The organism is Flavobacterium piscis, assembly GCF_001686925.1.
GTDB lineage: Bacteria > Bacteroidota > Bacteroidia > Flavobacteriales > Flavobacteriaceae > Flavobacterium > Flavobacterium piscis.
This window is the reverse complement of sequence record NZ_LVEN01000027.1, coordinates 182366-208510: the sequence shown is the minus strand read 5'-3', so window position 1 is coordinate 208510 and position 26145 is coordinate 182366. Positions and strand designations below refer to the sequence as shown.

Below are 26145 nucleotides of genomic sequence, written 5' to 3'. Positions count from 1 at the left end.
CTTTGACAAAGGTAACAATGTGAGAGATTGAGAATACAGGCAACTTGAAACATGAAACAAAGAAAACCTGAAACAATCGAACCCTTTTACATCTTAATCTCAAAAATCCTGGCAAAATTACGCTCTAATTTTTTTCTCTTTCTTTCTTCTTTCCATCTTGAATAAAAAATGAGAATAAGCAAAAACAAGCTTACAATTGTGGTGGCTCTTCTGAGTCCTCTTCCAAAAAAAAGAAAAAAGACATTTATTGCGATTAGAAAAACTACGGGAGAAAATCTTGTCCAGATCAACTGAAATTTACTGTTGGGTTCAACGATATAACTTACTTTAAGAACATTATTGATATTCTTGTAATTTCCTCTTATAATAAAATAAGTTGGCGATGTTCTGGAATTGATAGTCAGGCGAAAACTTTTATCATCAAAAAGTCCATAAAATGGTTTGCTTTCTCCAAATCTGGGAAATATTCTAAAAAGGCTTAAGTTTACTTTTAGAGAACCAATTTCTGTATTGTTTTCTAATCTTCTGCGAAATTCAGATAAACTGAGTTTTGATTCCATTTAAGTACTATTTAAAAAACAAATTACAGTCTTTTTATAAGTTCTTTTACTCTTGTAAAAACATAATTTGCTTTTTCGTCAAAAACAACCATATCAAAATCGCTGCTTCCTTCAATAAAATGGCCTTCTTTTTTGGTATCTGAATATACGTTTTCAAAATACAGATCGCGTTTTTTTATCCAGTCCAACTGTTCTTTTTTTAATCGGGATTGTTCTTTAGAACTTAATTTTAGTTTTAAATTCCTGTAAGCAACATTCAATAAACTATCGGATTGATTGTAATATTCAATCGCACAATTTTTCATACCGCTACCGCTGTTTAAACAATGCTGATAAGAGGTTTTAAACTTATTAACAGTCTCTATTGTTTGTGCACTACACTGAAATGCAGCCAAAATAAAGAATAGGAATACTGATCTTTGAATCATGATGATATAGTCATTTATTGTTATACTTTTTTTGAAATAGCAATATACTCAAAGTTTTGATTAGTTCCCGTTTTTTACTGCGCCGTCAACAAACTTTTAAGCATATCTTCCAAAGCTTTTCCGTGAATGTTTTTAGCCAGGATGATTCCGTTTTTGTCTACTAAAAAGTTTAAAGGTACTGATTGCAGCATATAATCGCCAACAACAGGAGATTGCCAATATTTCAAATCACTTACTTGTGTCCATGTCAATTTTTGCCTTGCGATAGCGCCCAGCCAAAGCGGCTTTTTAGTATCCATAGAAACGCTGTAAATAGAAAACTTGCCTGCGTAGGTACTGTTTAATTTTATTAATTGCGGATGTTCTTTTATACAAGGCCCGCACCATGAAGCCCAAAAGTCGATTAAAACTAAATCTCCTCTTAAAGACGAAAGTGCCACATTATTTCCTTTTGTGTCCGGAAGATCGATTTCCGGGGCAATATCACCAACATCGGTTCCCACAACCTGAGCTTTTGACGTCGTTATTATGCACAATAAAAGTCCTAGAATAAGTAAAGTTTTCTTCATAATTTGATTAAGTTATTTATTTGGGGGCTTGTTTTTTTTTTAAATCTCGCAAAGGCGCAGAGCCGCAAAGTTTTATTTCTTATAAGCTTTTATTTTTTGTGTCTTGGCGCCTTTGCGAGATTAATTTTCACAAGCAAATATAAATTTTCTTTATTAAAATCTCCCGCTTTCACCTTCCTTCATCTTAATTTTTTATTAAATAATTATCTTGTAAATTGGCATATCGGGAAAAGTCGATATATTTGCACGATGGAACCAATAGAAATCTTTAAGGCACTCTCCAACAAATCCAGATTGCAAATGCTGGAATGGTTAAAAGAACCTGAAATCAATTTTCCGGATCAGCTCCAGCATGCCGGATTTGAACACGGAGTTTGCGTGGGGCAAATACAAGCCAAAGCTGGCCTGACGCAATCGACTGTTTCTGAATATCTCTCTATTTTACAACGCGCCGGATTTATAGAATCTAAACGTGTTGGACAATGGACTTACTATAAACGCAACGAAGGTGCCTTTGAAGCACTCAGTAACTTAATTCAATCTAATTTGTAAATTACTATGAGTACAAACAACCTGTTTTCTCCATTTAACTTAAAAACGTTAAATCTTAAAAACCGAATCGTAATGGCGCCAATGACGCGCTCATTCTCTCCAAACGGAGTTCCAACTGATGAAGTAGCTTCTTACTACCAAAAAAGAGCTGAAGGTGAAGTTGGTTTAATATTATCTGAAGGAACTGTTATCAACAGAGCTTCATCATCTAATGATGCTAATGTGCCGCATTTTTATGGCGATTTAGCTTTAAACGGCTGGAAAAACGTAATCAACGAAGTTCATGCTGCCGGAGGTGCTATGGGACCACAAATATGGCATATGGGAATTATGGACAATCACCAATCCGGATGGGTTCCGCCAGTTCCTTTTGAAGGTCCGTCAGGATTAAACCGTCCTGATTTTAGAAATGGTGTAACCATGACCGAGAAAGATATTGAAGAGACCATTCTTGCTTTTGGTCAGGCTGCCGCCGATGCTAAAAGATTAGGTTTTGATACGATCGAAATTCACGGAGCGCACGGTTATTTAATTGACCAATTCTTTAGAGCCGAAACGAATTTACGTGAAGATATTTACGGAGGAAAAACACTTCCGGAACGAAATCGTTTTGCTATTGAAGTGGTAAAAGAAATCAGAAAACAAGTAGGAAATGATTTCGCTGTAATCATGCGTTTTTCTCAATTTAAACCTTCTGATTATAATTATAAACTGGCTAAAAATCCACAGGAATTAGAAGCCTGGTTAACACCTCTTGTAGATGCAGGAGTTGATATTTTACACTGTTCTCAACGCCGTTTCTGGGAACCTGAATTCGAAGAATCTGATTTGAACTTTGCAGGATGGGCTAAAAAAGTAACCGGAGCACCAACTATTACTGTAGGTTCTGTTGGACTTTCTGGTGATTTCTTTGGAGCTTTTGCAGGAGAAAGTTCTGAACCAACTTCATTAGAAGAATTAAACAGACGTTTCGACAGAGGCGATTTTGATTTGGTTGCAGTAGGAAGACCTCTTTTATCTGACCCGAATTGGGTAGCTAAAATTAAAGCGGGAAAAACCGATCAATTGAAAGGTTTCACTAAAGAAGCTTTGGGAGCATTGGTTTTAGAATAATTTTTTAAAGGTACTAAGGCTCTAAGATTCTGAGGTACTAAGTTTGTTATTGAACTAAAATATAAAAAGGGATAAACTTCATTGTTTATCCCTTTTATATTTACCAATCTTTTCGGCATATATATCGTAGAGGCGCACTGCTGTGCGTCTACACCATGCATTGAAAATTAATTTCTCACAGATAAAGCGGGTTTTACTGATTTACACGGATTCAAAATTATTTTATGCTGCGGCAAAAAAATACTCTGAATCTCTAAGTTTTGTTTTTCTTCTTTGTCGATATACTTTGGGTAGATGCACTGCTGTGCATCTCTACAATTATGCTTATGTACAATTATACGTTCTAAATTGGCATTTTACAATTGTTTGCTTTTTTTACTTATTTATTTCAACATGAAATTATAAATACAAAAGGGATCAAAATTGGAATCACAAAATTTCCCTTTGTTGCTTTGAACCTTTACACCTTTGTACCTTTTACAAAAAAAACAAAGGGATGAAAACATGAAGTTTCACCCCTTTTTTGAATATCTATAACTAACAAAATTAAGAAATTCAATATCTTTATTTAGGTACAAAGGCTCAGAGGTTCAAAGTAGCAAAGTTTTACCTTTTGTCCCTCTGAGCCTGTAAACCTTTGTCCCTCCTTTTAAGAAATTTTTCTTTTTTGAAATTTATTCTGAAGCCAGTTACGTACAGGTTCATCGTAAAATTTCAGACATAAATAAGCTATTGTGATGCTGGCAACCAGAACACCTATTCCTACCATATAACCGTCTTTTAAAGGAACTTTATTGTCTATAACCCATGCTGTGTACCAGTAAATTAACGGATAATGTATAATATAAATTGGATATGAAATATCGCCTAAAGCTTTGCATATTTTAATTGAAAGTGGATTCTTTATTTCTCCTCCTGCTCCAATGGCAACAATTAATGGAAACAAAAGAATTATCACAACTGATTCGTATAAACCATTCATCCATAAAGTGTTTTCATCACCAATTCTTGGAACTGAAAAGAGTATTAGAATTAAAATACTGCAAATCCAGAAAGCACCTTTTAAGTGAATTAATTTTCCTAAACGCGAAAGTAAAACTCCGGCAAAAAACGGATATAATAATCTGGTGAAACCAACATTCATTTGTTCCAGGTTTAAAGACCAACCTCCAATGACATCTCCTTTTGGTCCAAAAACGGTATAATTTACCAACATTGCTGCAAATATAAAAACAAAGATTGCTAATACTTTATTCGAGAATTTACGAAAGAGCACGGCGTATAAAATATTGGCAATATATTCAAAGAAAAGTGACCACGCAGGACCGTTTAACGGATGCATTTCGCCCCAGCCTCTAATTTCTAATGATGGCGGAATAGGAAGTAATGTAAACCCAATTACCATTGTTAGAATCACTTTCCAAGCTTCCATTCCTGCAATTAAAGGAAAAAGACTGGATGCCTGAAAATAGTAAAAAATCGCTCCAATGATCATTCCCATAATAACCATGGGCTGTAAACGAATTAAGCGTCGTTTATAAAATTCCCATTGGGTTAATTTTCCCCAGCGATCGTCGTAAGCGTATGCCACAACAAATCCTGATAAAAGGAAAAAGAAATCTACAGCAAGATAACCGTGATTGATAATTTGGTTAAAGCGGCTTCCCCCGTTATGGGCCTCCAGAATATGAAAAATCACTACTAAAATCGCAGCGACTCCTCGAAGTCCGTCCAGAATTTCATAATGTTTCTTTGGTTTAATATCAATAGAAGGTGAACTCATAAAAATATTTTTTGATGGTTAAAGGTTAGTTTTTATTTTTTGGTGTGAGCTAAAATAAGATTTTTTCTAAACAGTAATAGTTTTCTTTAAATACATAACTGAAAAGTTCGCAAAGTTTGTCAAAGAACAAACAAAAAAAGAGTTTAATTCCACAATACATATTAAACACAATACTTAATTTCCTTACTAATAAAACTTTCAAGTACAGCAAACACAAAGCTTAATTTTCTTAATATCTTAATGGTGAAATCATTAAATGGTGAGATTATTTTAAAAGTAAAGCTGCAAATTTTTACACTTGCAGCTTTACAACCAACCAATTTAGAAATAATGAAATTATTGAAGTGAGAATCCCACTTTTGATTTTATATCTGTAGATGATGCTCCAACGATTGCTTCAAAAGCTCCCGGTTCAGCAACCCAGTCGTGTTTTTTATCATCAAAAAAGCTTAAAGCTGTTTTATCTACTGTAAAAATTACTGTTTTTTCTTCTCCCGCTTTAAGCGAAATTTTCTCAAATCCTTTTAATTCTTTAATCGGACGTGGTAATGAAGATTTTAAATCGCTGATATAAAGCTGAACAACCTCAGAACCTTCTCTTGATCCTGTGTTTTTTACATTTACAGAAAATGTAATCTTGTCGCTGGCTGACATTTGTTTTTTATCTGCTGTTACTTTTCCGTAAGCAAAAGTCGTATAGCTTAAACCGTGACCAAAAGAGAATAATGGTTTTGCTTTTTGTTTATCGGCCCAACGGTAACCTACAAAAATACTTTCGTTATATTTAACCTCATCTCCACCAGGAAATTCTCCTAAAGCATGAGCGCCGTTATCAGCTAATTTTACAGGGAAAGTAAAAGATAATTTTCCAGAAGGATTTACATCTCCAACCAAAACATTAGCCAAAGCATTTCCTGCTTCTGTACCTAAAAACCATCCTTGTACAATTCCCGGAACTTCTTTTACCCACGGCATTGCCACAGCATTTCCTGAAATATTTACAAAAACTACATTTTTATTTACTTTAACCAAATCGGTAAGTAATTTGTCCTGACCGTATGGCAAGCCTAACTCTTTACGATCATGTCCTTCTGCATCCTGATTATCACTTTTGTTTAAACCTCCAATAAAAAGAACGATATCAGCATCTTTGGCTACTTTAAGAGCTTCGGCAGTCAGTTCTGCCGGAGAACGTTTGTCTTCTAAACTTACTTTTGCTACTACTCCATTATAATTACTTGTTGGATCACCAACATAACCACGTGCGTAAACAATTTCTGCCTGGTTACCAATTCTTTTCTTTAATCCTTCAAGAGGTGTAATTTCGTATCTTGCTTTAAGTGAAGAACTTCCTCCACCTACAGTCATCATTTTGATAGCATTTTCTCCAATAACCGCAATTTTCTTTGTTTTAGAAAGGTTGATTGGTAAAATGTTATTGTTGTTCTGTAGCAATACAATTCCTTCTTCGGCAATTTTACGGCCTGCATCTGCATGCTCTTGTGTTCCAAAAGATCCAAACGGACGGTTTCTGTCCATAGTAGTAAGAAATGATAAACGTAAAATACGACGTACTTTTTCATCTAATTCTTTCGTTCCAACTTCCCCTTTTGTAATCATTTCAGAATATGGTTTGGCTAAGAAATAGTTATCGTATGCATTACTTGTTCCCCACGAAAGTCCGTTTGTCCAGGAACCAAACTCCATATCAAGACCATTAAAAATAGATTGTTTGGTATCATTAACTCCGCCCCAATCTGAGACTACAACACCTTTGAATCCCCATTCTCCGCGAAGAATGTCATTTAATAAAAATTCATTATGACAACATTGCTGTCCTTTGTATTTATTATAAGAACCCATAATTGCCCAAACCTCACCTTCCTGAACTGCCGCTTTAAAAGCAGGTAAATAGATTTCGTACAAAGCACGATCATCAACAATTACGTTTACTGAGTTACGTTTTGTTTCCTGATTATTTAAAGCGAAATGTTTTACACAGGCAGCCACTCCGTTTGCTTGTACTCCTTTTATATAAGGAACAACCATTTTTGCAGCAAGAAAAGGATCTTCTCCCATATATTCGAAGTTACGACCGTTTAATGGCGTTCTGTAGATATTTACCCCAGGTCCTAACAATACATTTTTATTACGGTAGCGCGCTTCTTCCCCAATTGACTTACCATATAAAGAAGACAACTCTTTGTTCCAGGTTGCAGAAAGTGCTGTAAGAGCCGGAAATGCAATACAAGAATCGTTTGTCCAGCCTGCCTGATCCCATTCGTCCCATTTTACTTCGGTACGAATTCCGTGTGGTCCGTCAGTCATCCAGTTTTCAGGAATTCCTAAACGTGGTACACCTGGCGAACTAAATTTAGATTGCGCATGAATCATGGCAATTTTTTCTTCTGTCGTCATTCTTTTAAGAGCATCTTCTACACGCTCATTAATGGGCTTTTTATCATCCAGATAAACCGGAACTTTACTCTGTGCATTTACACCGATAGAGCTCAACAAAAGTAAAACAACAATTGTTTTAACGTTTTTAAACATAACTATTAATTTATTAAAGCATTTAATGTATAATTTAAAAGGCAGTAATAAGGTCATTATTACCTTTTAATAATATTGTAAAGCTAAAACGTTATAGTTCGTTTTTAATTTTCAAACGAAAAAAAGTAGTGGAACAAAAAAATAAATATTTGATTTACAAATACTTGAACAAATACACCCCCTAAAAAAAGTAGTAGTTTTAAAATAAATAATTACACTTTCAATGAAATTAAACCAATTTTAATGACCATTTCTTCAAAATCATTTCTCGAAACTGCAGCTTTATTTCGAGCTCTGGTACGATAATTATAAATTGTACTTAAAGAGTAACGAAGGAATGCCGCAATTTTTACACTATCAGTAATTCCTAAACGGATTAAAGCAAAAATACGAAGTTCGGTATTCAGCAATTCACCTTGTTTTAAAACAATTTGTTCCTCCCTGATCAAAAGTGCGTTGAAATCTTTCACGAAAGTGGGATACAAATTAAGAAAGATAATATCAAAATTCTTATACAACTCCTCGAGCTCATTATCAACCAAAGTCGTTGATTTAAGCATTTTGTAAATCTCATCAAACTGTTTTGCGGTTGCTTTTTTATTTAAAATAATACGATAATTTTCCAGCTTATTGATGTAAGTCGAACAAAGACTGAAAAAATGCGCAATATATTCTTCTTTAATATGATTCGATTCTGATAATTGTGCGTTACGTTCCTGCAGCTGATTGTTGGTTTCTGTAATATCTTTATTTAATACGGCCAATTTTTGACTGGTTTCGTAAAGTTCTCCACGGATTCTGGATACTTTTTTCATTTGTTTGTAGACATAAATAATGGCCACAATCAAAAATGCCGAAAGTAAACTGATGCATAACAAATACAGTTGCAACTCGGTTTTTCTTTTGGCTTCTTTTTCTAAATAAACGGTATTTATAATCGAATAAACCTCTGACATTAAAAGTGTACGAAACTGAACGTTGCAATAAAGTGCGTCCTCAATAGCCGATTGTGTTAGTTTATACGCCATATCTACATCACCAATTTCATAAAAAACCAATGCCAGTTCCTGAAGTGACGCATTATCTTTATTGGCATTTTTTAGGTCTGACGTAGCCGAAAGCGCATAAAACTTTTTCCGTGGTTCTAACTGATGTCTTGCTTCATAAATACTTCCTAAAAGATAAGTTACCATCGCATATTGAGGATTATCTTCTTTAATACTGGCAAACAATTGCTGCAACTGCTGCTCTGCATTTACCAGTTTTTTTTGGGACATTCCCTGCTGAATTTTATTGATCTGATAATTTAACGTATTGGGATCTAAAACAGCAATCAAAGAATCACGATATTCCCTTATTTTCTGAATGTATTTTATATCATAACTATTGGCGGCATAATGCTCAAAAAATTCCCTGTAGGCTACATAATAATTGGGAAGCAATGCTTTTGAAAGTGTTTTTTTATCAATGCTTTTTAAAATAGCTTCAGATTCCCTGTATTTTCCTGAGGAAGAAAAAAGTGTTACCAATTGCAAATTGGCTAAATTCAGCAATTCATTATTTTGAAGTTCACCGGCAATTTTTAGATTCTTTTTCACATAAAATATAGCCGAATCTGAGTTGAACTTTTGATATTCTGTATATAAAGTTTTGTTGTAATTGTATTCTTGTTCCGGAGTTAAATCGTCTGATTTGATTTTTTTAAAATTCAGAATACGCTCTTCTTTAAGCCTGACATAATGTGCTTTATTTTTTAAAGCATCATTGAGCTTTGCCAAAATAGTATCAGTGCTGTCTGATGAATAAACAGGACTGCCTAAAAGAACGAATAAACAAAACAATAAATAATTTTTCAAAACAATTATGATATAATGAGACTTACAAATATAAGAAAGTGCAGGTATAAAAATAGACTATTTGATAAGTCGCACTTTTTGACTTTTTGTAACAGAAAAATCAAGTGTTAAAAGAAATTTTTCAGGTATCGCCTTTTCAATCCAAAACTCTGACTTTCTATCTGTTAAAAATAATTTTATCAACCGGATTTTTGTAAATTTGATAAAACTCTATTACAATAATCTAAAAACCAACACAAATGCCTCATTTTATTATTGATTGTTCAGAAAACGTTATTCGATTAAAATCTGCAGATGATATTATGCAGGATGTTTTTAATGCAGCATTATCTACTGGTCTTTTTGATGAAGCTGAGATCAAGGTTCGCATTAATCCCTTTTCGTATTATAACAACGGAAATTCCATAAAAGATTTTATTCACGTTTTTGCTTATATTATGGAAGGCCGAAATGTTGAGCAAAAAGCAAATCTTTCGAAAGTAATTGTTTCTAAACTGAATCGAGTACTTCCTGAAGTTCCGGTGATTTCTATCAATATAAAAGATTTTGAGAAGGCGAGTTATTTTAATAAAACAATGATTTAAAGCTTGTTGTGATATAAAAAAGTTATAACAAAACCACAATTTTGTCATCCTGAACGAAGGATCACACTCGAAACTCGACAAAGACTGACGATTGTCTTGGCGGAGCTTCTTACGGAGATCCCTCGTTCCTCGGGATGACAAAAATGAAATAAACTTTGACAAAGTTCCTGAATAAATAGATAGCCACGAATTCACGAATAATTATCAATAATAGATAAAGAAAAATTCGTGAATTCGTGGCTAATAAAGTATCAGCTTTATAAACCTTTATTGAACGGCAATTGGCGCCGCTAAACAACTCTCCGGTATATCAAAAGCATTAACCAACGAAACCGCATCCGGTCGAATATCCCAACACAATTGATTGACTATTTTACGGATTGCTTTGGTTTTTACAGCTTCCATATAACCGTCTTCAAGATACCAGCCTTTGTTTTTTTCTATTTGGGAAAGCGCATATAACTGGTTCAGTTTTGTTAGTATTTCTTTTGTTTTAATGTCTTCTACTTCTTTTATAGCCAATTGAAATTGTTCTAAAACAACTCTTTCCAAATACGCCTGAGCCACATCGATCATTTGATGTTGTACAACATTAAAAGCATCATAAGGTTCTAAACCTCCATCAACTAATTTTTTGATACGTCGTGCTGCCGAAGCTAAAATTGTTTTTTCTCTGTGAATGAAAGCCTGTAAATGAAATTCAGGATCTAATAAATGTTCGTCATCTGTTCTTCGGGTAGCAATTGGATTTTTCTCTGTGAATGCTGTTTTTGCATTTTCGTACACATAATTAATGATTCCCAAAGAACCCATTTCTCCAAATGATTTTCTGAATTCAGCTAAACGATTCTTAGCCACCAATTGCATCAAAACGGTATTATCGCCTTCAAAAGTGGTATATATTTCGGTATCATTTTTTAAAGCATCTATTCGGTTTTCAGACAGATATCCTTTTCCTCCAATAGCTTCACGGCATTCTTGCAGAATATCTCTAGTGCTCCATGTCGAATAAGATTTCATTCCGGCTGCCAAAGCTTCGATTTCCTGCATTTCGGCTTCGGTTTTATTTAAAAAGCGATTGGTAAGGTATTGCAAAGCAAAATGTACGGCGTAGGTTTTAGCCAAAGGCGGAATTAATCTTCGCTGATGCATTCTGTAATTTAAAATAGGAACTTCTGATCCGCCTTCTGGCCCAAATTGTCTTCTTTGATCGCTGTAGCGAATGGCAATTGTTAATCCGGATTTGGCTGCAGCCAAAGCAGAACGCGGAATCCCGATTCGTCCGCCAACCAAAGTACCTAACATGGTAAAAAAACGTCTGTTATCACTCGGGATTGGGCTTTCGAATTCACCTTTATCATTTACAGAAGCAAAACGATCGAGCATATTTTCTTTCGGAATCACCACGTTGTCAAAACTAATCGTTCCGTTATCTACTCCGTTTAATCCCATTTTATGTCCGCAATCGCCAATCGTAATTCCATTTAAAGTATTTCCGTTTGTATCGCGTAACGGCACCACAAAAGCATTTACGCCATAATCATGACCGTCGATGACTAATTTAGCAAAAACAGTTGCCATTTGGCCGTGAACTGCTGCGTTACCAATGTATTCTTTCTGTGCATTTTTATTGGGTGTATGAATCGTAAACGTCTGATCGTTATGATTGTAAGTTGCTGTGGTTTCCAGTCCTTTTACGTTTGATCCGTGATGAGTTTCGGTCATGGCGAAACATCCTGGAATTTTTAAGGTTCCAATATCTTTTAAGTATTTGGCATAATGTTTCTCTGTACCTAACGACTGAACGCTCATTCCCCACAGTCCAAACTGAACACCAAATTTGATTACTAAACTCAAATCGTGATAACTCAGGGTTTCCATTATGGCAAAATAATCGGCTATGTTTTCTCCGCCACCGTATTGCTTTGGATAGGCCATATTTCCAAGATTTTCTTCTGCAAGGATTTTACACCAATTGTATACTGTTTGGCGGTATACATTGATATCTGTAGAAGTTTCATAAGCAAATTCAGGTCTTGAAATTACTGATTTTACTTTATTGATTATCGCAGCTTCTTTACCATTTAAAATGGCTGTTATCTTTTGAATATCAAAATCAGCATTGGTTTGAGAGTTTGCTGTAAATGAACTACTTTTTGTTTTGAAATTCTGAAGCGCTTCTTCTCCCAAAATTCCAAGATCGTTCTCTAATTTTATAAAATCAGATTGTAATTTCGAAATATCTATATCTTTTTCTGAAAGTGCCACAGCAATATCAAAAATGGATTTTATATCGGATTTATTTTGGATGCTGTTTTCGATATCCAATTTCCATTGGGTGAGTTCATTTCGCGAAGGCGGATTTGAAATATCTAATCGTGATACTAATTGTTGTTTTTCTTCGGGCGAAAGCCAGGTGAGGTCATTGATAAATTTCCTGATCGTGGTAAACTCTTTCTGAGTTAGTAAATCATCAGACCACACTAAATAAAATAACGGAATAAAGGCTTGGAGTTTGGTATTTTTCATATAAATAGTTTGTTCAGTTTGTATTTTTTTGCCACTCCTGATAGCAATCAGGATCACAAATTAAAATTAGTTTCATTATTTTTAAAAATAGCCACGAATTCACGAATGATTGCGCCCAAATAGATTGAAAAATTCGTGAATTCGTGGCTAAAAAAAATCCTTTTAATCTGTAATTCCGATAGCTATCGGGATCACAAATTAAAATTAGTTTCATTATTTTAAAAATAGCCACGAATTCACGAATGATTGCGCCCAAATAGATTGAAAAATTCGTGAATTCGTGGCTAAAAAAAATCCTTTTAATCTGTAATCCCGATAGCTATCGAGAGTGGTATTTTTTTATTCTTTTTATTGCATAAAAAAACAGGAATGAAAATAATCATTCCTGTTTAAATATCCTGTTAAGATTCTGGTAATTTATATTTTAAACCAATAAAAAATATAAAAAACCTCACGTTATTTTAGAATCTTTGGATATTGTGTAAACTTTTGCTTCATGGCAAAAATATGATGTGAATTAAAAACCAAAACTGCGAGAAAAACAATTCCGTAAGCAATGATTTGTATTAGTCCAAATTGTTCTTTATACAGAAACATCGCCAATAGAAAAGCAATCATTGGGTTAATATTTAAAAGCATTCCAACGGTTGAAGAATTAATTCCAGACAAGGCGTATAAATTAAGAAACAATGGAAAAATGGTAAACAATATCGCAATGGTTTCTATACAGAAATAAAACTTAAATTCGGTTGGAACCGGCCCGCTGTATATGGGATAAAATGGCAATAAAAGCAATGCTGCCAAAGTAATATGAAACGTTAGGATTATAAATTTATCGAAACCTTTATTGACTCTCTGACTTACCAGATAAGATGCATAGGTTGATCCTATAATGATGCTAAAAAACATATCCATAATATTGGCATACGATAAAAGTACACAGCCGGAAATGCTTAACCCAACAGCGATCAATTGGGTTTTGCTGAGTTTTTCATGCAAAATAAAATAAGCCAGTAAAGTGGTTAAAATAGGACAAACCAAATAGGCTAATGATGTCGCCTTTACGCTAACGTGGTTCATTACATAAATGAATGTAAACCAGTTGGCCATTAGAAACACGCTTCCGCCAATATTCAATAAAATGGTTTTGCGTTTCTCAAAAGTAGGCAACGATTTGAAGTTTTGAATTGCTTCTTTTATTCTTTTTCTTTTAAAAGTAAAAGCAATAATCAACATAAGAATGCTACAGCTAAAAACGCGGTAGAACAAAATATCCAGAGAGGCATAGTCGTGTATGGGTTTTAAAACCAGACTAAAAAATCCCCAGATTACAAAACAGGTAATGGCAGCTATGTAGTATTTTGTTGTTTTCACAAATGTTGTTTTTGTTTAATTTTCTATTAAAGCAAATTTCTAAAAAATAAAACAGCAATACAGATACAGTTTTTGTAAATTGCACCATAACAGTTTTTATTTATGAAAAATCCAAATTACTTGTATCTTCAGTTTGCTGACAGAATCGAAAAGCAAATAAAATCCGGTGTTTTGAATGTGGGTGACAAACTGCCATCGATACGTGAAGTCTGCGCCGAAACAGGTTACAGCATGAGCACGGTAAGTAAAGCCTATTATGAAATCGAAAGCAGATCGTTGATCGAATCAAGACCGCAATCCGGTTATTATGTGAGCAATATTTCGGCCAGAACGATTCCTGAGCCTTCGCCAAGCAGTCCAATTTTAAAATGTGCTAATGTTGATCGGGAAGATTTAATTGATCAGGTGTATGGTAATATGACCGATCCTGATATTACAATGCTTTCTTTGGGTTTTCCGTCGAATGAATTGCTGCCTATTGCGAAATTAAATAAAGGAATGGTTCAGGCAATGCGACAACTTCCTAATAGCGGAACGAGTTATGAGCAAGTAAAAGGGAATCAGAATTTAAGGCGGGAAATTGCAAGATGGTCTTTTACTTGGGGAGGATCATTATCTGAGGAAGATATTATTACAACGCCCGGCTGCACGAGTGCGATTTCGCATTGTTTGATGACACTGACCCAACCGGGAGATACTATCATTACTGAAAGCCCTGCTTATTTTGGAATTCTGCAACTGGCCAAATCGTTGGGATTGTACATCATGGAATTGCCAACAAACATGACAACCGGAATTGAATTAGATGCGTTAAAAAAAGCACTTTCGTCTAAAAAGGTAAAACTTTGTTTGTTGATGAGTAATTTTAGTAACCCATCCGGAAGCATGATGCCGGCCGAACATAAAATAGAAGTTGTTAAGTTGATGGAGTTTTATAATATTCCATTAATCGAAGATGATATTCACGGCGATTTGTACTTTGGCGCAAGCCGACCAACGAATTGTAAAACCTATGACGAGAGCGGTATTGTGCTTTGCTGTAGTTCGGTTTCGAAAACGCTGGCGCCGGGTTATCGTGTAGGCTGGGTTTCGCCGGGGAAATTTAAAAAAGAAATATTACGCAACAAGATTTACCATACACTCTCCTCTCCTACTATTACACATCAGGTTGTGGGAGATTTTCTAAAAAATGGACGATACGAAAATCATCTTAGAAAAATACGTCAGATATTGAATCATAATTGTACTAATTATATCAATACGGTTTTGGAATCTTTTCCAAAAGGAACAAAAGTAAGTCAGCCGCAAGGGGGATTTTTTCTTTGGATAGAATTGGATAAAAGAGTCGACACTGCTGCCTTTTATCATTTGGCGATGCAGCACAAGATTAGTATTGCGCCCGGAAGAATTTTCTCTTTTCAGGATCAGTTTTCGAATTGTATGCGATTGAGTTTTGGATTGGTATGGACGAATGAATTAAGACAATCTATACAAATTTTAGGTAGATTGCTGCATCGATGATAATAAACTCTGCAGAATGTTGTCATCTTTGCACTAAGGAAGGATCACACACGAAGCTCGACAATCTTTGTCATGGCACACGGATGACGCGGATTTGCTTCGCAAAAACACGGATTTACACAGATTTTTTGTTTTTCATCCTGAACGAAGTCCTGAAAAAAAACATGAAAATATTTATATAAAAAAAACCGGACAATGCTGTAAATAGCATTGTCCGGCAACAAATTGAGAAACCAAAATCAATTTTTAATTATAAAACAAAGTAAGCGTTGTTTTCCGCTTTTTTAGTCTCAGGCTGAAGATGAAATTCATTGATAATATCAAATTCGCTTTGGTATTCGTTCATCATCTGAGTTATATTTCTTTCAATAGTATTGGCAATAGTAGTTACAGGTGTATCTGTAGCTCTGTTTTCGAATGGATCCTGCAAGTGAATCGCCATTCTTTCGATCAAAAAGAAAGCGGCAGCAATTGCGGTAATTAATGGGATCGCAAACCAGCTCAATACACTAATTAATCCAAAAGGCAGCAATAAAATAAACAAACACAATGTCAATCTGATGTACATACTGTACGTCGTTGGAAAAATGGTGTTTTTAATTCGCTCACATTTCCCCATTTCATCACACAGTCTTGATAAAGTATTATCGATTTCGACTTGCTGATACATATTAATACGTTTGTCATTTTTAGCATTTCGAAGATCTCTCGCATGCAATAATAAAATTGCATTGGGTATGTTTTGATGATTTTTTACAAAACGTAATTCTTCATCGCTTATCAGGCCTTCAAGAGGTTTTAAGGCATCTTTATTTCGCAAAGATTCTCCTAAACTATAACACCATGCAATTTGTCTTTTGGCAAAATTTTCTTTGAATTCATTTGCTTCTACAGAAAAATTAGGGTCTTTATAAAATGTTAGTACCTGCCTGATCAATGTTCTGGAATCATTTACAATCGCCCCCCAAACAATTCGGGCTTCCCACCATCTGTCATATGCCTGATTAGACTTAAAAGCCAATAATAAGGATATAATGGTTCCAATCATTGTTGGAATTGCAATTGGGATATCTACGGGAAGATTGATGAAGTAATTGTGAAAAACTTCAAACAATATCGTATACGCCAAAACTAATGTAATTTCTACTTTAATTTTCCCGAGAACGTACTTCATTGGTATTCTTTTCTTTAATAACATATTTTCGGTTTTAAATTAAACTTATATTTTTTCGGCAGTAATTAGGTATTATGCCATTTCTTCATAAAGAGACAAAACCGGAAGTCCTAATCTCTCGTTCATATCTTCTTTTTTTACTTTCTTGAATTTGATTTTCTCTCCTTTACGGGTTTCTACCAGCAAATCGATATCGTATTTTGAAATTGCTTCGGATAAATAAGGAGCAAATTTTTCGTAGTTGTCATCAAAATTGGCAGTCTGGCTTACAATTTCAAATGAAAAGTTTTCATTCAAAAATTGCTGAACATCTTTTACATGCATATTTGCACGGGCATTTTCGATATAAAGTGCTTTATTAAAATCTTCTTTGTACTGCTCTGGTCCTAAATGCAATATTGGGCACTTTTGGTTGGCCGCTAATTGAATCAGGTATTGGTGAATTCGTTTTGTTTCTTGTTTATAAGACTGTGTAAGAATGACTAATTTTACAGAGAAAACATCTATAATACGTTTGAAAATGGGAGACGAAAGACCGTACTGGTTTTGTACTTTTATTTTACAGTTTGGCGTATGCCCTATAATATAGCGACAGGTGTCAAGTACTATTTCCTGATTTGCTGTAAGTCCGGTACGCATTTCACGCAAATAACCTGAAGAAGAAAAAGTATCAGGGGCCTCAGAAGCAATCATTAAAATGATTTCGCAATCTGATGATTTTGCCTGGCTAATTGCTGATTTTACAGCACAAATAGTATCATCTTTTAAAGTGGTAGGTATAAGGAAATTTTTCATAAGTATAATCGTTTAGTTTATACATACAAAATAACTTCACTAAAATTAGAAGGGTCTTAATATAAAATTAGAACTTTCTAAGATTCAACATTAGAATTTTTAATGTTGTTTTTTTTGATTTTTGATTTATTAAAAACAATGGTTACAATAGTCCCTTTATTTTGTTCTGACTGAACTTGTATTTCGCCATCGTGCATGCGAATGATTTTTGATGCTAATGGAAGCCCCAAACCATAACCAATATATTTGGTTGCAATTTTCCCTCTAAAGAAAGGTTCATACAAATGCGGAATATCTTCCGGAGGAATACCAATACCAATATCGTTAATTGCTATTTTAATCATTTCCTGATTGGCAGAAAGTGTTACGAAAACTTCATTGTTATCAGAATATTTTACACCATTAGTAACGATATTATTAATGGCCAGCTCTAAAAGTGGTTTATTACACGGAATTAATAAGAGATTAGAATCGTTTGGAGCGAAATTAAATTTCATACTCACACGATTATCAGGATAAATTTTGTCTAAATCTGATTTTACATCCATTAATAACTCATCGATTCTCGCGATATCCAGTACTTGTTTTTTTCCGTCGTAACCGGTTTGAGTAAGTTTTAGTAAACTTTCGGTAAGGTTGCCTAGTTTAGAAGCCTGACTGTAGATATTTTCTAATGACTGAATGTATTCCGGAACTGCGCGTTCTTTAAGAAGCATAATTTCAGACTCGGCAATAATGGTGGTTATTGGCGTTTTTAATTCATGCGAAGCATTATTGATGAAGTTGGCCTGAATCTCAAAAGAGGTTTCTAAACGGTCCAGCATATCATTAAATGTTGCAGTTAGATCTGAGATTTCATCTGAGTTTTTTACTTCGGGTAATCTGTTATGAAGATTAGAGGCACTAATTCTATTTACTTCCCTGGTAATTCTAGCTACAGGATTAATCACTCGTTTTGCGAGAAAGCGCCCTAAGAAAAAAGCCAGAAATATAAATCCGATACCGCCAAAAAGCATAATTTTTACAATATAAATTGTTGTTGTAGGGCCTTTTTGATCGCGTGCACCCACAATTACAATGTATCGTTGACTTCTTTCTGTAAAAACTTGTCCTAAATAATATTTGTTATCTTTTTCGAAATAATCTTCGCCGGATTTTAGAACATTGGTGTAAAACTCATTGGGCAAATTTAAGTTCGTATTATAATCAAAACTGTTAGCGCTGTTTATCTTTAGAACAAATTCTTCTTCTTCTATAAGTTCTTCAAGTCCGTCTTTTTTAAGATTTTTATAATACTTTATTTTTTCAGGATCGTTTTGAAAATGAATTGAAGCGACAATTTTTGCCCTGTCTTCTAATCGTTTTAAGAAATGATATCTATTATTTTCCTGAAACAAGACAAATACAATAATACACAACAATAGTGTACTAAAGCTGGAAAGCGCTACATAAGTAAAAGTAATTTTTTTTCTTATATCCATTTTATGGTTTTATAACATAACCTAAACCTTTCATGGTATGAATCAGTTTGGTTGCAAAAGGTTTATCAATTTTTTTTCGCAGATAGGTGATATACACGTCTACAACATTGGTATTCATATCAAAATTAATATCCCAAACATTATCTAAGATTTGATCGCGGGAAACAATCTGTCCGCTATTTTTAGCTAAATAATACAGTAATTTAAACTCTTTGGCCGTTAAAATAATAGATTCTCCTTCTCTTTTTACGGTTTTAGCACGGGCATTTATTTCTAAATCACCTACTGTAATACTGTCAATTCGTTCTGTTTCCTGATGTGCTCTTCTGTGCAATGCATTAACCCTTGCATCGAGTTCTCCAAATTTAAAGGGTTTAACCAAATAATCATCGGCACCGGCGTTAAGTCCGGTTACAATATTTTCTGAAGTTCCCAGAGCTGTTAAAAGCAAAACTGGCACAAAATTCTTGCTGGCACGCAAACGTCTGCAAATTTCAATACCGTTAATATCCGGTAACATAACGTCTAAGATTACAACATCAAAATTATAATTATGAAGCATTTCGAGAGCTGTTTTGCCATCCATGGCAACACTAACTTCGTTGTTGTTTTCGGCAAATCCTTTACGCAGAATAGATAAAAGGTTTGGTTCGTCTTCGACTATTAATAATTTCATAAATGAGTGGTCTGAATAACAAAAATAGGTATTGAGTTTAAAAATATAAATCACAATAGTTATAAATTATGATTTAATTATGAACAATAGCTTTTTGTAACAATAAAAAAAGCACTCACCAATTGTGAATGCTTTTATATTTTTAAGGATGATTTATGGGGGAATATTTTAATTTTTAAAATTAAAACTCAATACTGCTCCAAGCCCGAACTGAAAAGTAGAAATATAATCATCAACTGCAACCGGTCCGTACCAATATGTCCAGTAATAACTCTCACCAACTGCTGCCGACATCGATTGTAAATAGGCATTAATATTTACAGAAACTGATGAAGCTGTTTTAATTTTCACTCCTCCTTTTACATCCCAGGCAAAATAAGTACCACTTCCTCCTTGAGGTGTTTCTACAATCCCCACTCCGGCTCCTGCTCCTAAATAAGGCAGTAAATTTGAGCCTGTATCAAAGTAATGGGTAAAATCTGCTAAAATAAAATTGAAGGCTCCTTTATCGTTTCCAGCATTAATCTGGACTCCTGCGGGGTCATAAAAAGGTATTTTTAAATCTTGTCTTGAATACTTTAGCTCAACAGAGTTATTTGTCGAAAAGAAATATTCAAACCCTGCACCGTATTGAAAACCATCATCAATAGTAGCAGAATAACCATCGTAATCGATCTCATCTGAAAAGTTATAACCACCATACAAATTAAGAGAAAAAGATCTTGTATCTTGTGCGTTCGCTCCTATTACCAACAGGAACAGAACCAATAAAAAACCGTACTGTTTCATAATGTTTGTTTTTAGAAAGTTAATTGAACCTCAAATTTAAGTTTTTCCTTTCTAAATTTTAAACATTTTTTTAAGATAAAATTCTCACAATAAAAACATAAATGCCTATAATTTAAATAATTACAAATTAAAAAGTTTCACCTGCATTGAGATAAAAGCCTTTTGAATTATTTCCCCAAGCATAATCTACAATTAAATTGGTACGTGTTTTTTTGTCGATCAAAATGCGAAAACCAAGACCTGCCGCTGGCTGAATTGATTTGAATAGAGAAATATTATTATCGACATTACTTGCTGTTACAAAATTGGTAAAAACGGCTCCGCTAATCATTTGATCGCAAGTTATTGGAAACCTGAATTCGGTCGAAAAATAGATTAAACCATCACCTCTAAACAATCCCTGAGTATACCCTTCCCCGCTTCGGCTGCGCTGATCCCAGCCTATTGCGGGTAAATTGAGGTAGGGCACTTTTCCTCTGGTTACAAATTGTCCATATGCCCAAAGTGCCAAAATATATCTTTCATTCTTACTTGAAACCGGGATAAAATGACGGTATTCTGCATATAAAACATTGCTGTATTGTTGATTATTAAACAAAACAGGATTAAAACGATAATTGATATTGGCAAACCAGCCGCGGGTAGAATTGACCTGATTGTCTCGTGAATCGTATACTAAATTAAGGCTCATACCATTTAGAAAATATTCTAAATCACTAAATCGATGTTTCTGACTGTAATTATAATGGTAAGTATATTTTTCGTTTTCGACATCAAGATCTTTGTCCTTTATACTAGAGTACCAATCGAGATTTATTCCTCCGCCTACATAAAAGTTTTTATAAACTTCAAAAGAAACGGTTTGGTGAAATTTAAAATAATCATAATCCATAGGCTGGGCAATCGAATCTATACTAAAATGATTCTTATTGCTTTGATGCGGGAGAATATCGGTTCCTAAACCGTAATTAGGCTGCGAAAAAATATACAAACGATAATCTCCACTCAGGAAAATTCGGTTATTTTTCAGTAATATATTATTTTTCACATTTACCAGCCATTGTTTTTTTGTGGTATAGGTGATTCCTAAATTAGCAATCGAATATTTATCTGATGCTTGTTTTCCTTTGAAAGTATATTGCGCTACTGCACCAAAAAAAAATCCGGTTGCGGGTTGAGAACCAATTGCCGGAATAATAAGGAAAAAATTGTTTTTTGAAGGTTTAACTGCAGCTGTAGAATCTTTCTTTTTAAAGATTTCTAAAATTGTTCTGGGAGGGCATAATTCCGGGTTAATGGTCTCTGTTTGCGCTATCGAATTGAATGAAATAAAAAAGAGTAACCCTAAGATTTTATAATGATGAAAATAATTATTTTTTAAAAAATTTACCATCTGGAAGTTTTAATTTTTCGAAATAACAATCAAACCTTATGTAAATATATGCCTTATTTTCAATATTTTACAATACAAATTCAACAAAAAACTCAATTTTAAAACATAAAAAAAGCCGTCAATAAATTTGACGGCTTTCTAAACTGATATCTCTTTTTTCTTATTTTGTTATAAACTTTGGATTGATCAGGTTGTCTAGTGAATAAATTTCATCCCATTTTTCCTGCGTGATTAGTTTTCTTTCGACCACAACAATTTCATGAACGCTTTTGTTCATTTTTAAAGCTTCACCAGCAATACTGGCACTTACTTCGTAACCTAAAATTGGGTTTAATTGTGTTACAATTCCAATACTATTCATTACCAGATTATAGCAATGAGCTTCATTTGCAGTAATTCCAACGATACATTTATCAATTAAAGTCTGAATTGCATTTGATAAGTAATCTAAAGAGGTAAACATCGCAAAAGCAATTACCGGCTCCATTACGTTCAATTGTAATTGTCCTGCTTCAGCCGCCATAGTAACCGTTAAATCCTGACCAATTACATAAAAACAAGTCTGATTTACGACTTCCGGAATTACCGGATTTACTTTTCCTGGCATAATTGAAGATCCTGGCTGACGTGCCGGCAAATTGATTTCGTTGAAACCTGTTCTTGGTCCTGAACTCAATAATCTTAAATCGTTACAGATTTTAGAAATTTTTACCGCTGTTCTTTTTAATGTTCCCATAATCTGAACGTAAGCTCCTGTATCAACCGTAGCTTCAATTAAATCCGGAGAAAGCGTCAAAGGAATTCCAACTTCTTTGGCCAAATAATTTACACAAATTTCAGGATATCCTTCTGGTGCGTTTACTCTTGTACCAATTGCAGTTGCTCCCATATTGATTTCTAAAACCAAACTCTGAGCTTCTTTTAATCTTCGAACATCTTCGCCTATTGTAGTCGCATATGATCTAAACTCTTGTCCTAAAGTCATCGGAACAGCATCTTGCAATTGGGTTCTTCCCATTTTAAGAACACTTTTAAATTCTTCTCCTTTTGCAGCAAAAGCAACTTCTAAGCCTTCTAATGTTTTAATAAAACTTTCCATTTTCATGTAAAGCGCAATTCTAAACGCCGATGGATAAGCATCATTTGTAGATTGAGAACAGTTGACATGATTATTTGGATGCAAGAAATTATAATCTCCTTTTTTATGACCTAAATATTCCAGACCAATATTGGCGATTACTTCATTCGCATTCATATTTACTGAAGTTCCTGCTCCACCCTGAATCAAATCGCTTACAAATTCCTGATCGAATTTACCGGCAATAACCTGATCGCTTCCGTAACAAATTGCTTCGGCAATTTTAGGATCAAGAGCTCCACAATCTTTATTGGCTAAAGCAGCTGCTTTTTTTACATAACCCAGCGCTTTGATAAATAAAGGTTCTTTTGAAATTGGAATTCCTGTAATATTAAAATTTTCTACAGCTCTGAAGGTTTGGATACCATAATATAAATGATTAGGAATGTCTAATTCTCCTAAAAAATCATGTTCTTTTCTTGTTGATCCCATATAATATAAGTGTTACGTTTTAACTTAAAAACAGTGTAAAGCTACAGCAAAATAGTATTATAATAAAACATTTTAAATTAAATATTAATAAATTTTTACAAAAATAAAGCCTTAAAATTAAACACTTATCATTTTAACGCCTTAAAAATATCATATTCATAAAAAATCAGCATTAAAAAAACGTCGCCTATTCCACAAAAATCAAGTACTTCTGTTTAAAATATTAAAGAAAAACAATATTTTTTGAATTATAAAATTAATGATATTTCCTCATCAATTAATGCAACGTAATTATTATCTTTTCGCTCTCAAATAATATTAAAAATAACATTGAAAAAAGAATCTGAATATTTTCTTGATAAAGAATACGACACTATTATTTATGGTAGAGATGATGTCAACTTCAAGGATTTTGAATGCTGTGTTTTCAATAATTGTAATTTTTCGGCCTGTACTTTCTTAGCCGTTACTTTTATTGATTGTGTTTTTAATGATTGCATTTTTAGCGAAGCAAAGATTAACTATGTCTCTTTTAGAACAGCCACTTTTAATAGATGCGAAATTAAAGAAGTTAATTTTGCCATGTGCGACAAACTTATTTTCGAAGTTCATTTTTATGATTGCATACTGGATTTTTCGAAGTTTTATACCTTAAAGATCAAAGGAACAACGTTTAACAATTGTAGTTTAATTGCCGTCGATTTTATGGCTACAGATCTTACGAGCGTTCTTTTTGACAATTGTGACTTATACCGTTCAGAATTCGACAAAGCCATCGCCAACAAAGCTGATTTTAAAACCAGCTATAATTATACTATTGATCCATCAAAAACCAAACTAAAGAAAGCTGTTTTTGCTTTGAAAGAAGTAAAAGGGTTGTTGTTTAAGCATGATGTTGTGGTGAGTTAAAACAAACACGGATTTCACGAATTAGTTTGTGAAAATTAATTTACAACACTAGACAAGCATTTTAATCCTAGTTTGTCATTTCGAGGAACGAGAAATCCTCGTAAGAAACTCTACAAAGATTGACTATTAGGAACGGAGCTACTTGCGAGGATTTCTCGTTCCTCGAAATGACAAAAATGCTAAAAATTACAGCTTCTTCTCCATCACATAATCCTCCATCAAATAATCATTTCCGATCTCAATATTCACTTCCTCAATAACTTCAAAACCTATTTTTTTGTAGAATCCTAAAGCTGTATTAAATCGGTTTACGTTTAGTAAAAGTGCTTTTGAATTATTTTCTAAAGCTAACTTTCCAATTTCGTCAATCACTTTTTTTCCAATTCCTTTTCCCTGGGTTTCCGGCAAAAGATAGATTTTATGAATTTTAGTTATCGCTTTTCCCTTATAATGATGTTCAATTCCGATAAACCCAATATTAGTATCATCTTCATCAATCATATAAAACAACTGTACTTTTTTATCGTATTGGTCACTTAGAGCTTCAGTAGAATAAAATAGCGTCAACATATAATCCAGCTGTTCTTTTGAGAGGATTTCACCATAAGTTATGGGCCATGTAATATTTACTATATTCTGAATTTGCTTAATATCGTTTATTGTTGCTGCTGTAATCGTAATCATACTGTTATTTAAAATGCTTTTATTATTTAGTAAAAACCTGATTTTCCTGTTCGCTTACGCGGATGAAAGTCGTTCGTTTTGTTAGCTCTTTCAATCTTGAAGCGCCCACATAGGTACAAGTGCTGCGTAAACCACCCAGAATATCTAATACGGTATGAATAACATTTCCTCTAAAAGGAACTTTAACGGTTTTACCTTCGCTGGCCCTGTATTCTGCAACTCCTCCAACGTGTTTGTCCATTGCGGTTGTTGAACTCATTCCGTAAAATTGTTTGAATTTTTCGCCTTTGATTTCGATCAGCTCACCTCCACTTTCAGTATGACCAGCCAGCATTCCGCCTAACATTACAAAATCTGAACCTGCGCCAAAAGCTTTGGCAACATCGCCCGGAGTACTGCATCCACCATCACTTATAATATGCCCGCCTAAACCGTGAGCGGCATCGGCACATTCTATAATGGCTGAAAGTTGTGGGTACCCTACTCCTGTTTTTACACGTGTGGTACAAACAGAACCTGGTCCAATGCCCACTTTTACAATATCGGCTCCAGCCAATAATAATTCTTCGACCATTTCGCCTGTCACAACATTTCCGGCAATAATAACTTTGTCCGGATATTGTTTCCGGGTTTGTTTTAAAAACTGCACAAAATGCTCTGAATAGCCATTTGCAACATCAATGCAAATGAATTTTAGTAACGGATTTTCGGTAATAATTTGACCAATTTTGGCAAAATCATCTTTGCCGGTTCCGGTACTAATAGCAATATAATCGTAGAAATCCGGATTAACTTTTGATAAAAAAGTTTTCCATTCCTCTGGTGAATAATGTTTATGAATTGCTGTGAAAAGCTTTTCTTTAGCAAGAACTTCTGCCATTTCAAAAGTACCAACGGTATCCATATTTGCCGCCATAATAGGAATTCCTGTCCAGTTTGTGGTAGAATGCAAAAATTTAAAATTTCGTTCTAAAGAAACTTCCGATCTGCTTTTGAGTGTTGATCTTTTTGGGCGAATCATTACATCTTTAAATCCTAATTTCAGATCATTTTCTATTCTCATGGCTTTAAGTTTTGGTTACTCTCAAATATACAATTTTAGATTGTTGATTGCAGATTTTAGATTGCTAAACTTTGTGGTTAATTTGGCACACGGATGACACGGATTCGCTATCGCGAAAACGCGGATTTATACGGATTTTTTTATTTCGCGGAGATTCACTGAGATTGCACAGAGATCCGCAAAAACTTT

The 26145-nt window shown here is 34.1% G+C and carries 22 protein-coding genes; 5 read left to right on the top strand and 17 right to left on the bottom strand.

Features of this window, described 5'->3' with window-relative positions:
- Positions 1-86: 86 nt before the first annotated feature.
- The 3 genes from FLP_RS11520 to FLP_RS11510 all read right to left on the bottom strand — a co-directional run bounded on the left by FLP_RS11520 (position 87) and on the right by FLP_RS11510 (position 1557).
- Complete coding sequence (locus FLP_RS11520; RefSeq protein ID WP_065449657.1) at positions 87-560, bottom strand: hypothetical protein; 474 nt, start codon at positions 558-560, stop codon at positions 87-89.
- A 23-nt stretch (positions 561-583) separates the two neighbouring features.
- A complete protein-coding gene (locus tag FLP_RS11515; protein WP_165606665.1) occupies positions 584-865 on the bottom strand; it encodes a lysozyme inhibitor LprI family protein in 282 nt (93 codons plus the stop codon).
- Between the two features lie 197 nt (positions 866-1062).
- The gene (locus tag FLP_RS11510; protein ID WP_065449655.1) at positions 1063-1557 is read right to left on the bottom strand and encodes a TlpA family protein disulfide reductase; all 495 of its coding nucleotides are present in this window, start codon (positions 1555-1557) and stop codon (positions 1063-1065) included.
- Between the two features lie 249 nt (positions 1558-1806).
- Here FLP_RS11510 and FLP_RS11505 point away from each other — a divergent pair, with 249 nt between their 5' ends.
- Both FLP_RS11505 and FLP_RS11500 read left to right on the top strand, forming a co-directional pair.
- Positions 1807-2109 (top strand): ArsR/SmtB family transcription factor, encoded by a 303-nt coding sequence (locus FLP_RS11505; protein WP_055097872.1) that lies wholly within the window; start codon positions 1807-1809, stop codon positions 2107-2109.
- Positions 2110-2115: 6 nt separating this feature from the next.
- A complete protein-coding gene (locus tag FLP_RS11500) occupies positions 2116-3222 on the top strand; it encodes an NADH:flavin oxidoreductase (protein ID WP_065449654.1) in 1107 nt (368 codons plus the stop codon).
- Between the two features lie 649 nt (positions 3223-3871).
- Here FLP_RS11500 and FLP_RS11495 read toward each other — a convergent pair.
- The 3 genes from FLP_RS11495 to FLP_RS11485 form a co-directional block, all read right to left on the bottom strand.
- Positions 3872-5005 carry an acyltransferase family protein gene (locus tag FLP_RS11495; protein ID WP_065449653.1) on the bottom strand — a complete coding sequence of 378 codons (1134 nt, stop codon included), beginning with the start codon at positions 5003-5005 and terminating at the stop codon, positions 3872-3874.
- Positions 5006-5341: 336 nt separating this feature from the next.
- Positions 5342-7558 (bottom strand): glycoside hydrolase family 3 C-terminal domain-containing protein, encoded by a 2217-nt coding sequence (locus FLP_RS11490; RefSeq protein ID WP_065449652.1) that lies wholly within the window; start codon positions 7556-7558, stop codon positions 5342-5344.
- Between the two features lie 212 nt (positions 7559-7770).
- A complete protein-coding gene (locus tag FLP_RS11485) occupies positions 7771-9414 on the bottom strand; it encodes a DUF6377 domain-containing protein (RefSeq protein WP_065449651.1) in 1644 nt (547 codons plus the stop codon).
- A gap of 239 nt (positions 9415-9653) precedes the next feature.
- On the opposite strand from FLP_RS11485, the gene FLP_RS11480 reads away from it, so the two are divergent.
- Positions 9654-9998, top strand: a complete 345-nt coding sequence (locus tag FLP_RS11480; RefSeq protein ID WP_065449650.1) for a 5-carboxymethyl-2-hydroxymuconate Delta-isomerase — start codon at positions 9654-9656, stop codon at positions 9996-9998.
- Positions 9999-10265: 267 nt separating this feature from the next.
- Here the strand turns inward: FLP_RS11480 and FLP_RS11475 are convergent, their stop codons facing one another.
- Both FLP_RS11475 and FLP_RS11470 read right to left on the bottom strand, forming a co-directional pair.
- Positions 10266-12527: an acyl-CoA dehydrogenase family protein gene (locus FLP_RS11475; RefSeq protein ID WP_065450255.1), complete on the bottom strand. Its 2262-nt coding sequence runs from the start codon at positions 12525-12527 to the stop codon at positions 10266-10268.
- A gap of 456 nt (positions 12528-12983) precedes the next feature.
- Complete coding sequence (locus FLP_RS11470) at positions 12984-13901, bottom strand: EamA family transporter (protein WP_065449649.1); 918 nt, start codon at positions 13899-13901, stop codon at positions 12984-12986.
- 102 nt (positions 13902-14003) lie between these two features.
- On the opposite strand from FLP_RS11470, the gene FLP_RS11465 reads away from it, so the two are divergent.
- Positions 14004-15422, top strand: a complete 1419-nt coding sequence (locus FLP_RS11465) for an aminotransferase-like domain-containing protein (protein ID WP_065449648.1) — start codon at positions 14004-14006, stop codon at positions 15420-15422.
- A 250-nt stretch (positions 15423-15672) separates the two neighbouring features.
- Here FLP_RS11465 and FLP_RS11460 read toward each other — a convergent pair whose 3' ends face one another.
- The 7 genes from FLP_RS11460 to aspA all read right to left on the bottom strand — a co-directional run bounded on the left by FLP_RS11460 (position 15673) and on the right by aspA (position 23300).
- Complete coding sequence (locus FLP_RS11460) at positions 15673-16620, bottom strand: bestrophin family protein (RefSeq protein WP_065449647.1); 948 nt, start codon at positions 16618-16620, stop codon at positions 15673-15675.
- Positions 16621-16668: 48 nt separating this feature from the next.
- The gene (locus FLP_RS11455; protein ID WP_065449646.1) at positions 16669-17391 is read right to left on the bottom strand and encodes a hypothetical protein; all 723 of its coding nucleotides are present in this window, start codon (positions 17389-17391) and stop codon (positions 16669-16671) included.
- Between the two features lie 77 nt (positions 17392-17468).
- Positions 17469-18872, bottom strand: coding sequence for a sensor histidine kinase (locus FLP_RS11450; protein ID WP_065449645.1), 1404 nt, complete (start codon positions 18870-18872; stop codon positions 17469-17471).
- A 1-nt stretch (position 18873) separates the two neighbouring features.
- Positions 18874-19548: a response regulator transcription factor gene (locus FLP_RS11445; RefSeq protein WP_065449644.1), complete on the bottom strand. Its 675-nt coding sequence runs from the start codon at positions 19546-19548 to the stop codon at positions 18874-18876.
- 168 nt (positions 19549-19716) lie between these two features.
- The gene (locus FLP_RS11440; protein WP_065449643.1) at positions 19717-20337 is read right to left on the bottom strand and encodes an outer membrane beta-barrel protein; all 621 of its coding nucleotides are present in this window, start codon (positions 20335-20337) and stop codon (positions 19717-19719) included.
- Between the two features lie 127 nt (positions 20338-20464).
- A complete protein-coding gene (locus FLP_RS11435) occupies positions 20465-21730 on the bottom strand; it encodes a BamA/TamA family outer membrane protein (RefSeq protein ID WP_065449642.1) in 1266 nt (421 codons plus the stop codon).
- Between the two features lie 160 nt (positions 21731-21890).
- Positions 21891-23300: an aspartate ammonia-lyase gene (aspA, locus tag FLP_RS11430; protein WP_065449641.1), complete on the bottom strand. Its 1410-nt coding sequence runs from the start codon at positions 23298-23300 to the stop codon at positions 21891-21893.
- A 330-nt stretch (positions 23301-23630) separates the two neighbouring features.
- Between aspA and FLP_RS11425 the strand changes: the two genes are divergently transcribed.
- Positions 23631-24209, top strand: coding sequence for a pentapeptide repeat-containing protein (locus FLP_RS11425; protein WP_065449640.1), 579 nt, complete (start codon positions 23631-23633; stop codon positions 24207-24209).
- 186 nt (positions 24210-24395) lie between these two features.
- Here the strand turns inward: FLP_RS11425 and FLP_RS11420 are convergent, their stop codons facing one another.
- The gene (locus FLP_RS11420; RefSeq protein ID WP_083195848.1) at positions 24396-24893 is read right to left on the bottom strand and encodes a GNAT family N-acetyltransferase; all 498 of its coding nucleotides are present in this window, start codon (positions 24891-24893) and stop codon (positions 24396-24398) included.
- Positions 24894-24915: 22 nt separating this feature from the next.
- Positions 24916-25956, bottom strand: coding sequence for a GMP reductase (locus tag FLP_RS11415; RefSeq protein WP_065449639.1), 1041 nt, complete (start codon positions 25954-25956; stop codon positions 24916-24918).
- Positions 25957-26145 lie beyond the last annotated feature (189 nt).

Coding starts and splice junctions, on each gene's coding strand:
- FLP_RS11515 (WP_165606665.1), bottom strand. CDS start 865: ATGAAAAATTGTGCGATTGAATATTACAATCAATCCGATAGTTTATTG.
- FLP_RS11440 (WP_065449643.1), bottom strand. CDS start 20,337: ATGAAACAGTACGGTTTTTTATTGGTTCTGTTCCTGTTGGTAATAGGA.
- FLP_RS11455 (WP_065449646.1), bottom strand. CDS start 17,391: ATGAAAAATTTCCTTATACCTACCACTTTAAAAGATGATACTATTTGT.
- FLP_RS11465 (WP_065449648.1), top strand. CDS start 14,004: ATGAAAAATCCAAATTACTTGTATCTTCAGTTTGCTGACAGAATCGAA.
- FLP_RS11520 (WP_065449657.1), bottom strand. CDS start 560: ATGGAATCAAAACTCAGTTTATCTGAATTTCGCAGAAGATTAGAAAAC.
- FLP_RS11505 (WP_055097872.1), top strand. CDS start 1,807: ATGGAACCAATAGAAATCTTTAAGGCACTCTCCAACAAATCCAGATTG.
- FLP_RS11480 (WP_065449650.1), top strand. CDS start 9,654: ATGCCTCATTTTATTATTGATTGTTCAGAAAACGTTATTCGATTAAAA.
- aspA (WP_065449641.1), bottom strand. CDS start 23,300: ATGGGATCAACAAGAAAAGAACATGATTTTTTAGGAGAATTAGACATT.
- FLP_RS11475 (WP_065450255.1), bottom strand. CDS start 12,527: ATGAAAAATACCAAACTCCAAGCCTTTATTCCGTTATTTTATTTAGTG.
- FLP_RS11460 (WP_065449647.1), bottom strand. CDS start 16,620: ATGTTATTAAAGAAAAGAATACCAATGAAGTACGTTCTCGGGAAAATT.
- FLP_RS11435 (WP_065449642.1), bottom strand. CDS start 21,730: ATGGTAAATTTTTTAAAAAATAATTATTTTCATCATTATAAAATCTTA.
- FLP_RS11445 (WP_065449644.1), bottom strand. CDS start 19,548: ATGAAATTATTAATAGTCGAAGACGAACCAAACCTTTTATCTATTCTG.
- FLP_RS11490 (WP_065449652.1), bottom strand. CDS start 7,558: ATGTTTAAAAACGTTAAAACAATTGTTGTTTTACTTTTGTTGAGCTCT.
- FLP_RS11450 (WP_065449645.1), bottom strand. CDS start 18,872: ATGGATATAAGAAAAAAAATTACTTTTACTTATGTAGCGCTTTCCAGC.
- FLP_RS11510 (WP_065449655.1), bottom strand. CDS start 1,557: ATGAAGAAAACTTTACTTATTCTAGGACTTTTATTGTGCATAATAACG.
- FLP_RS11420 (WP_083195848.1), bottom strand. CDS start 24,893: ATGATTACGATTACAGCAGCAACAATAAACGATATTAAGCAAATTCAG.
- FLP_RS11495 (WP_065449653.1), bottom strand. CDS start 5,005: ATGAGTTCACCTTCTATTGATATTAAACCAAAGAAACATTATGAAATT.
- FLP_RS11500 (WP_065449654.1), top strand. CDS start 2,116: ATGAGTACAAACAACCTGTTTTCTCCATTTAACTTAAAAACGTTAAAT.
- FLP_RS11415 (WP_065449639.1), bottom strand. CDS start 25,956: ATGAGAATAGAAAATGATCTGAAATTAGGATTTAAAGATGTAATGATT.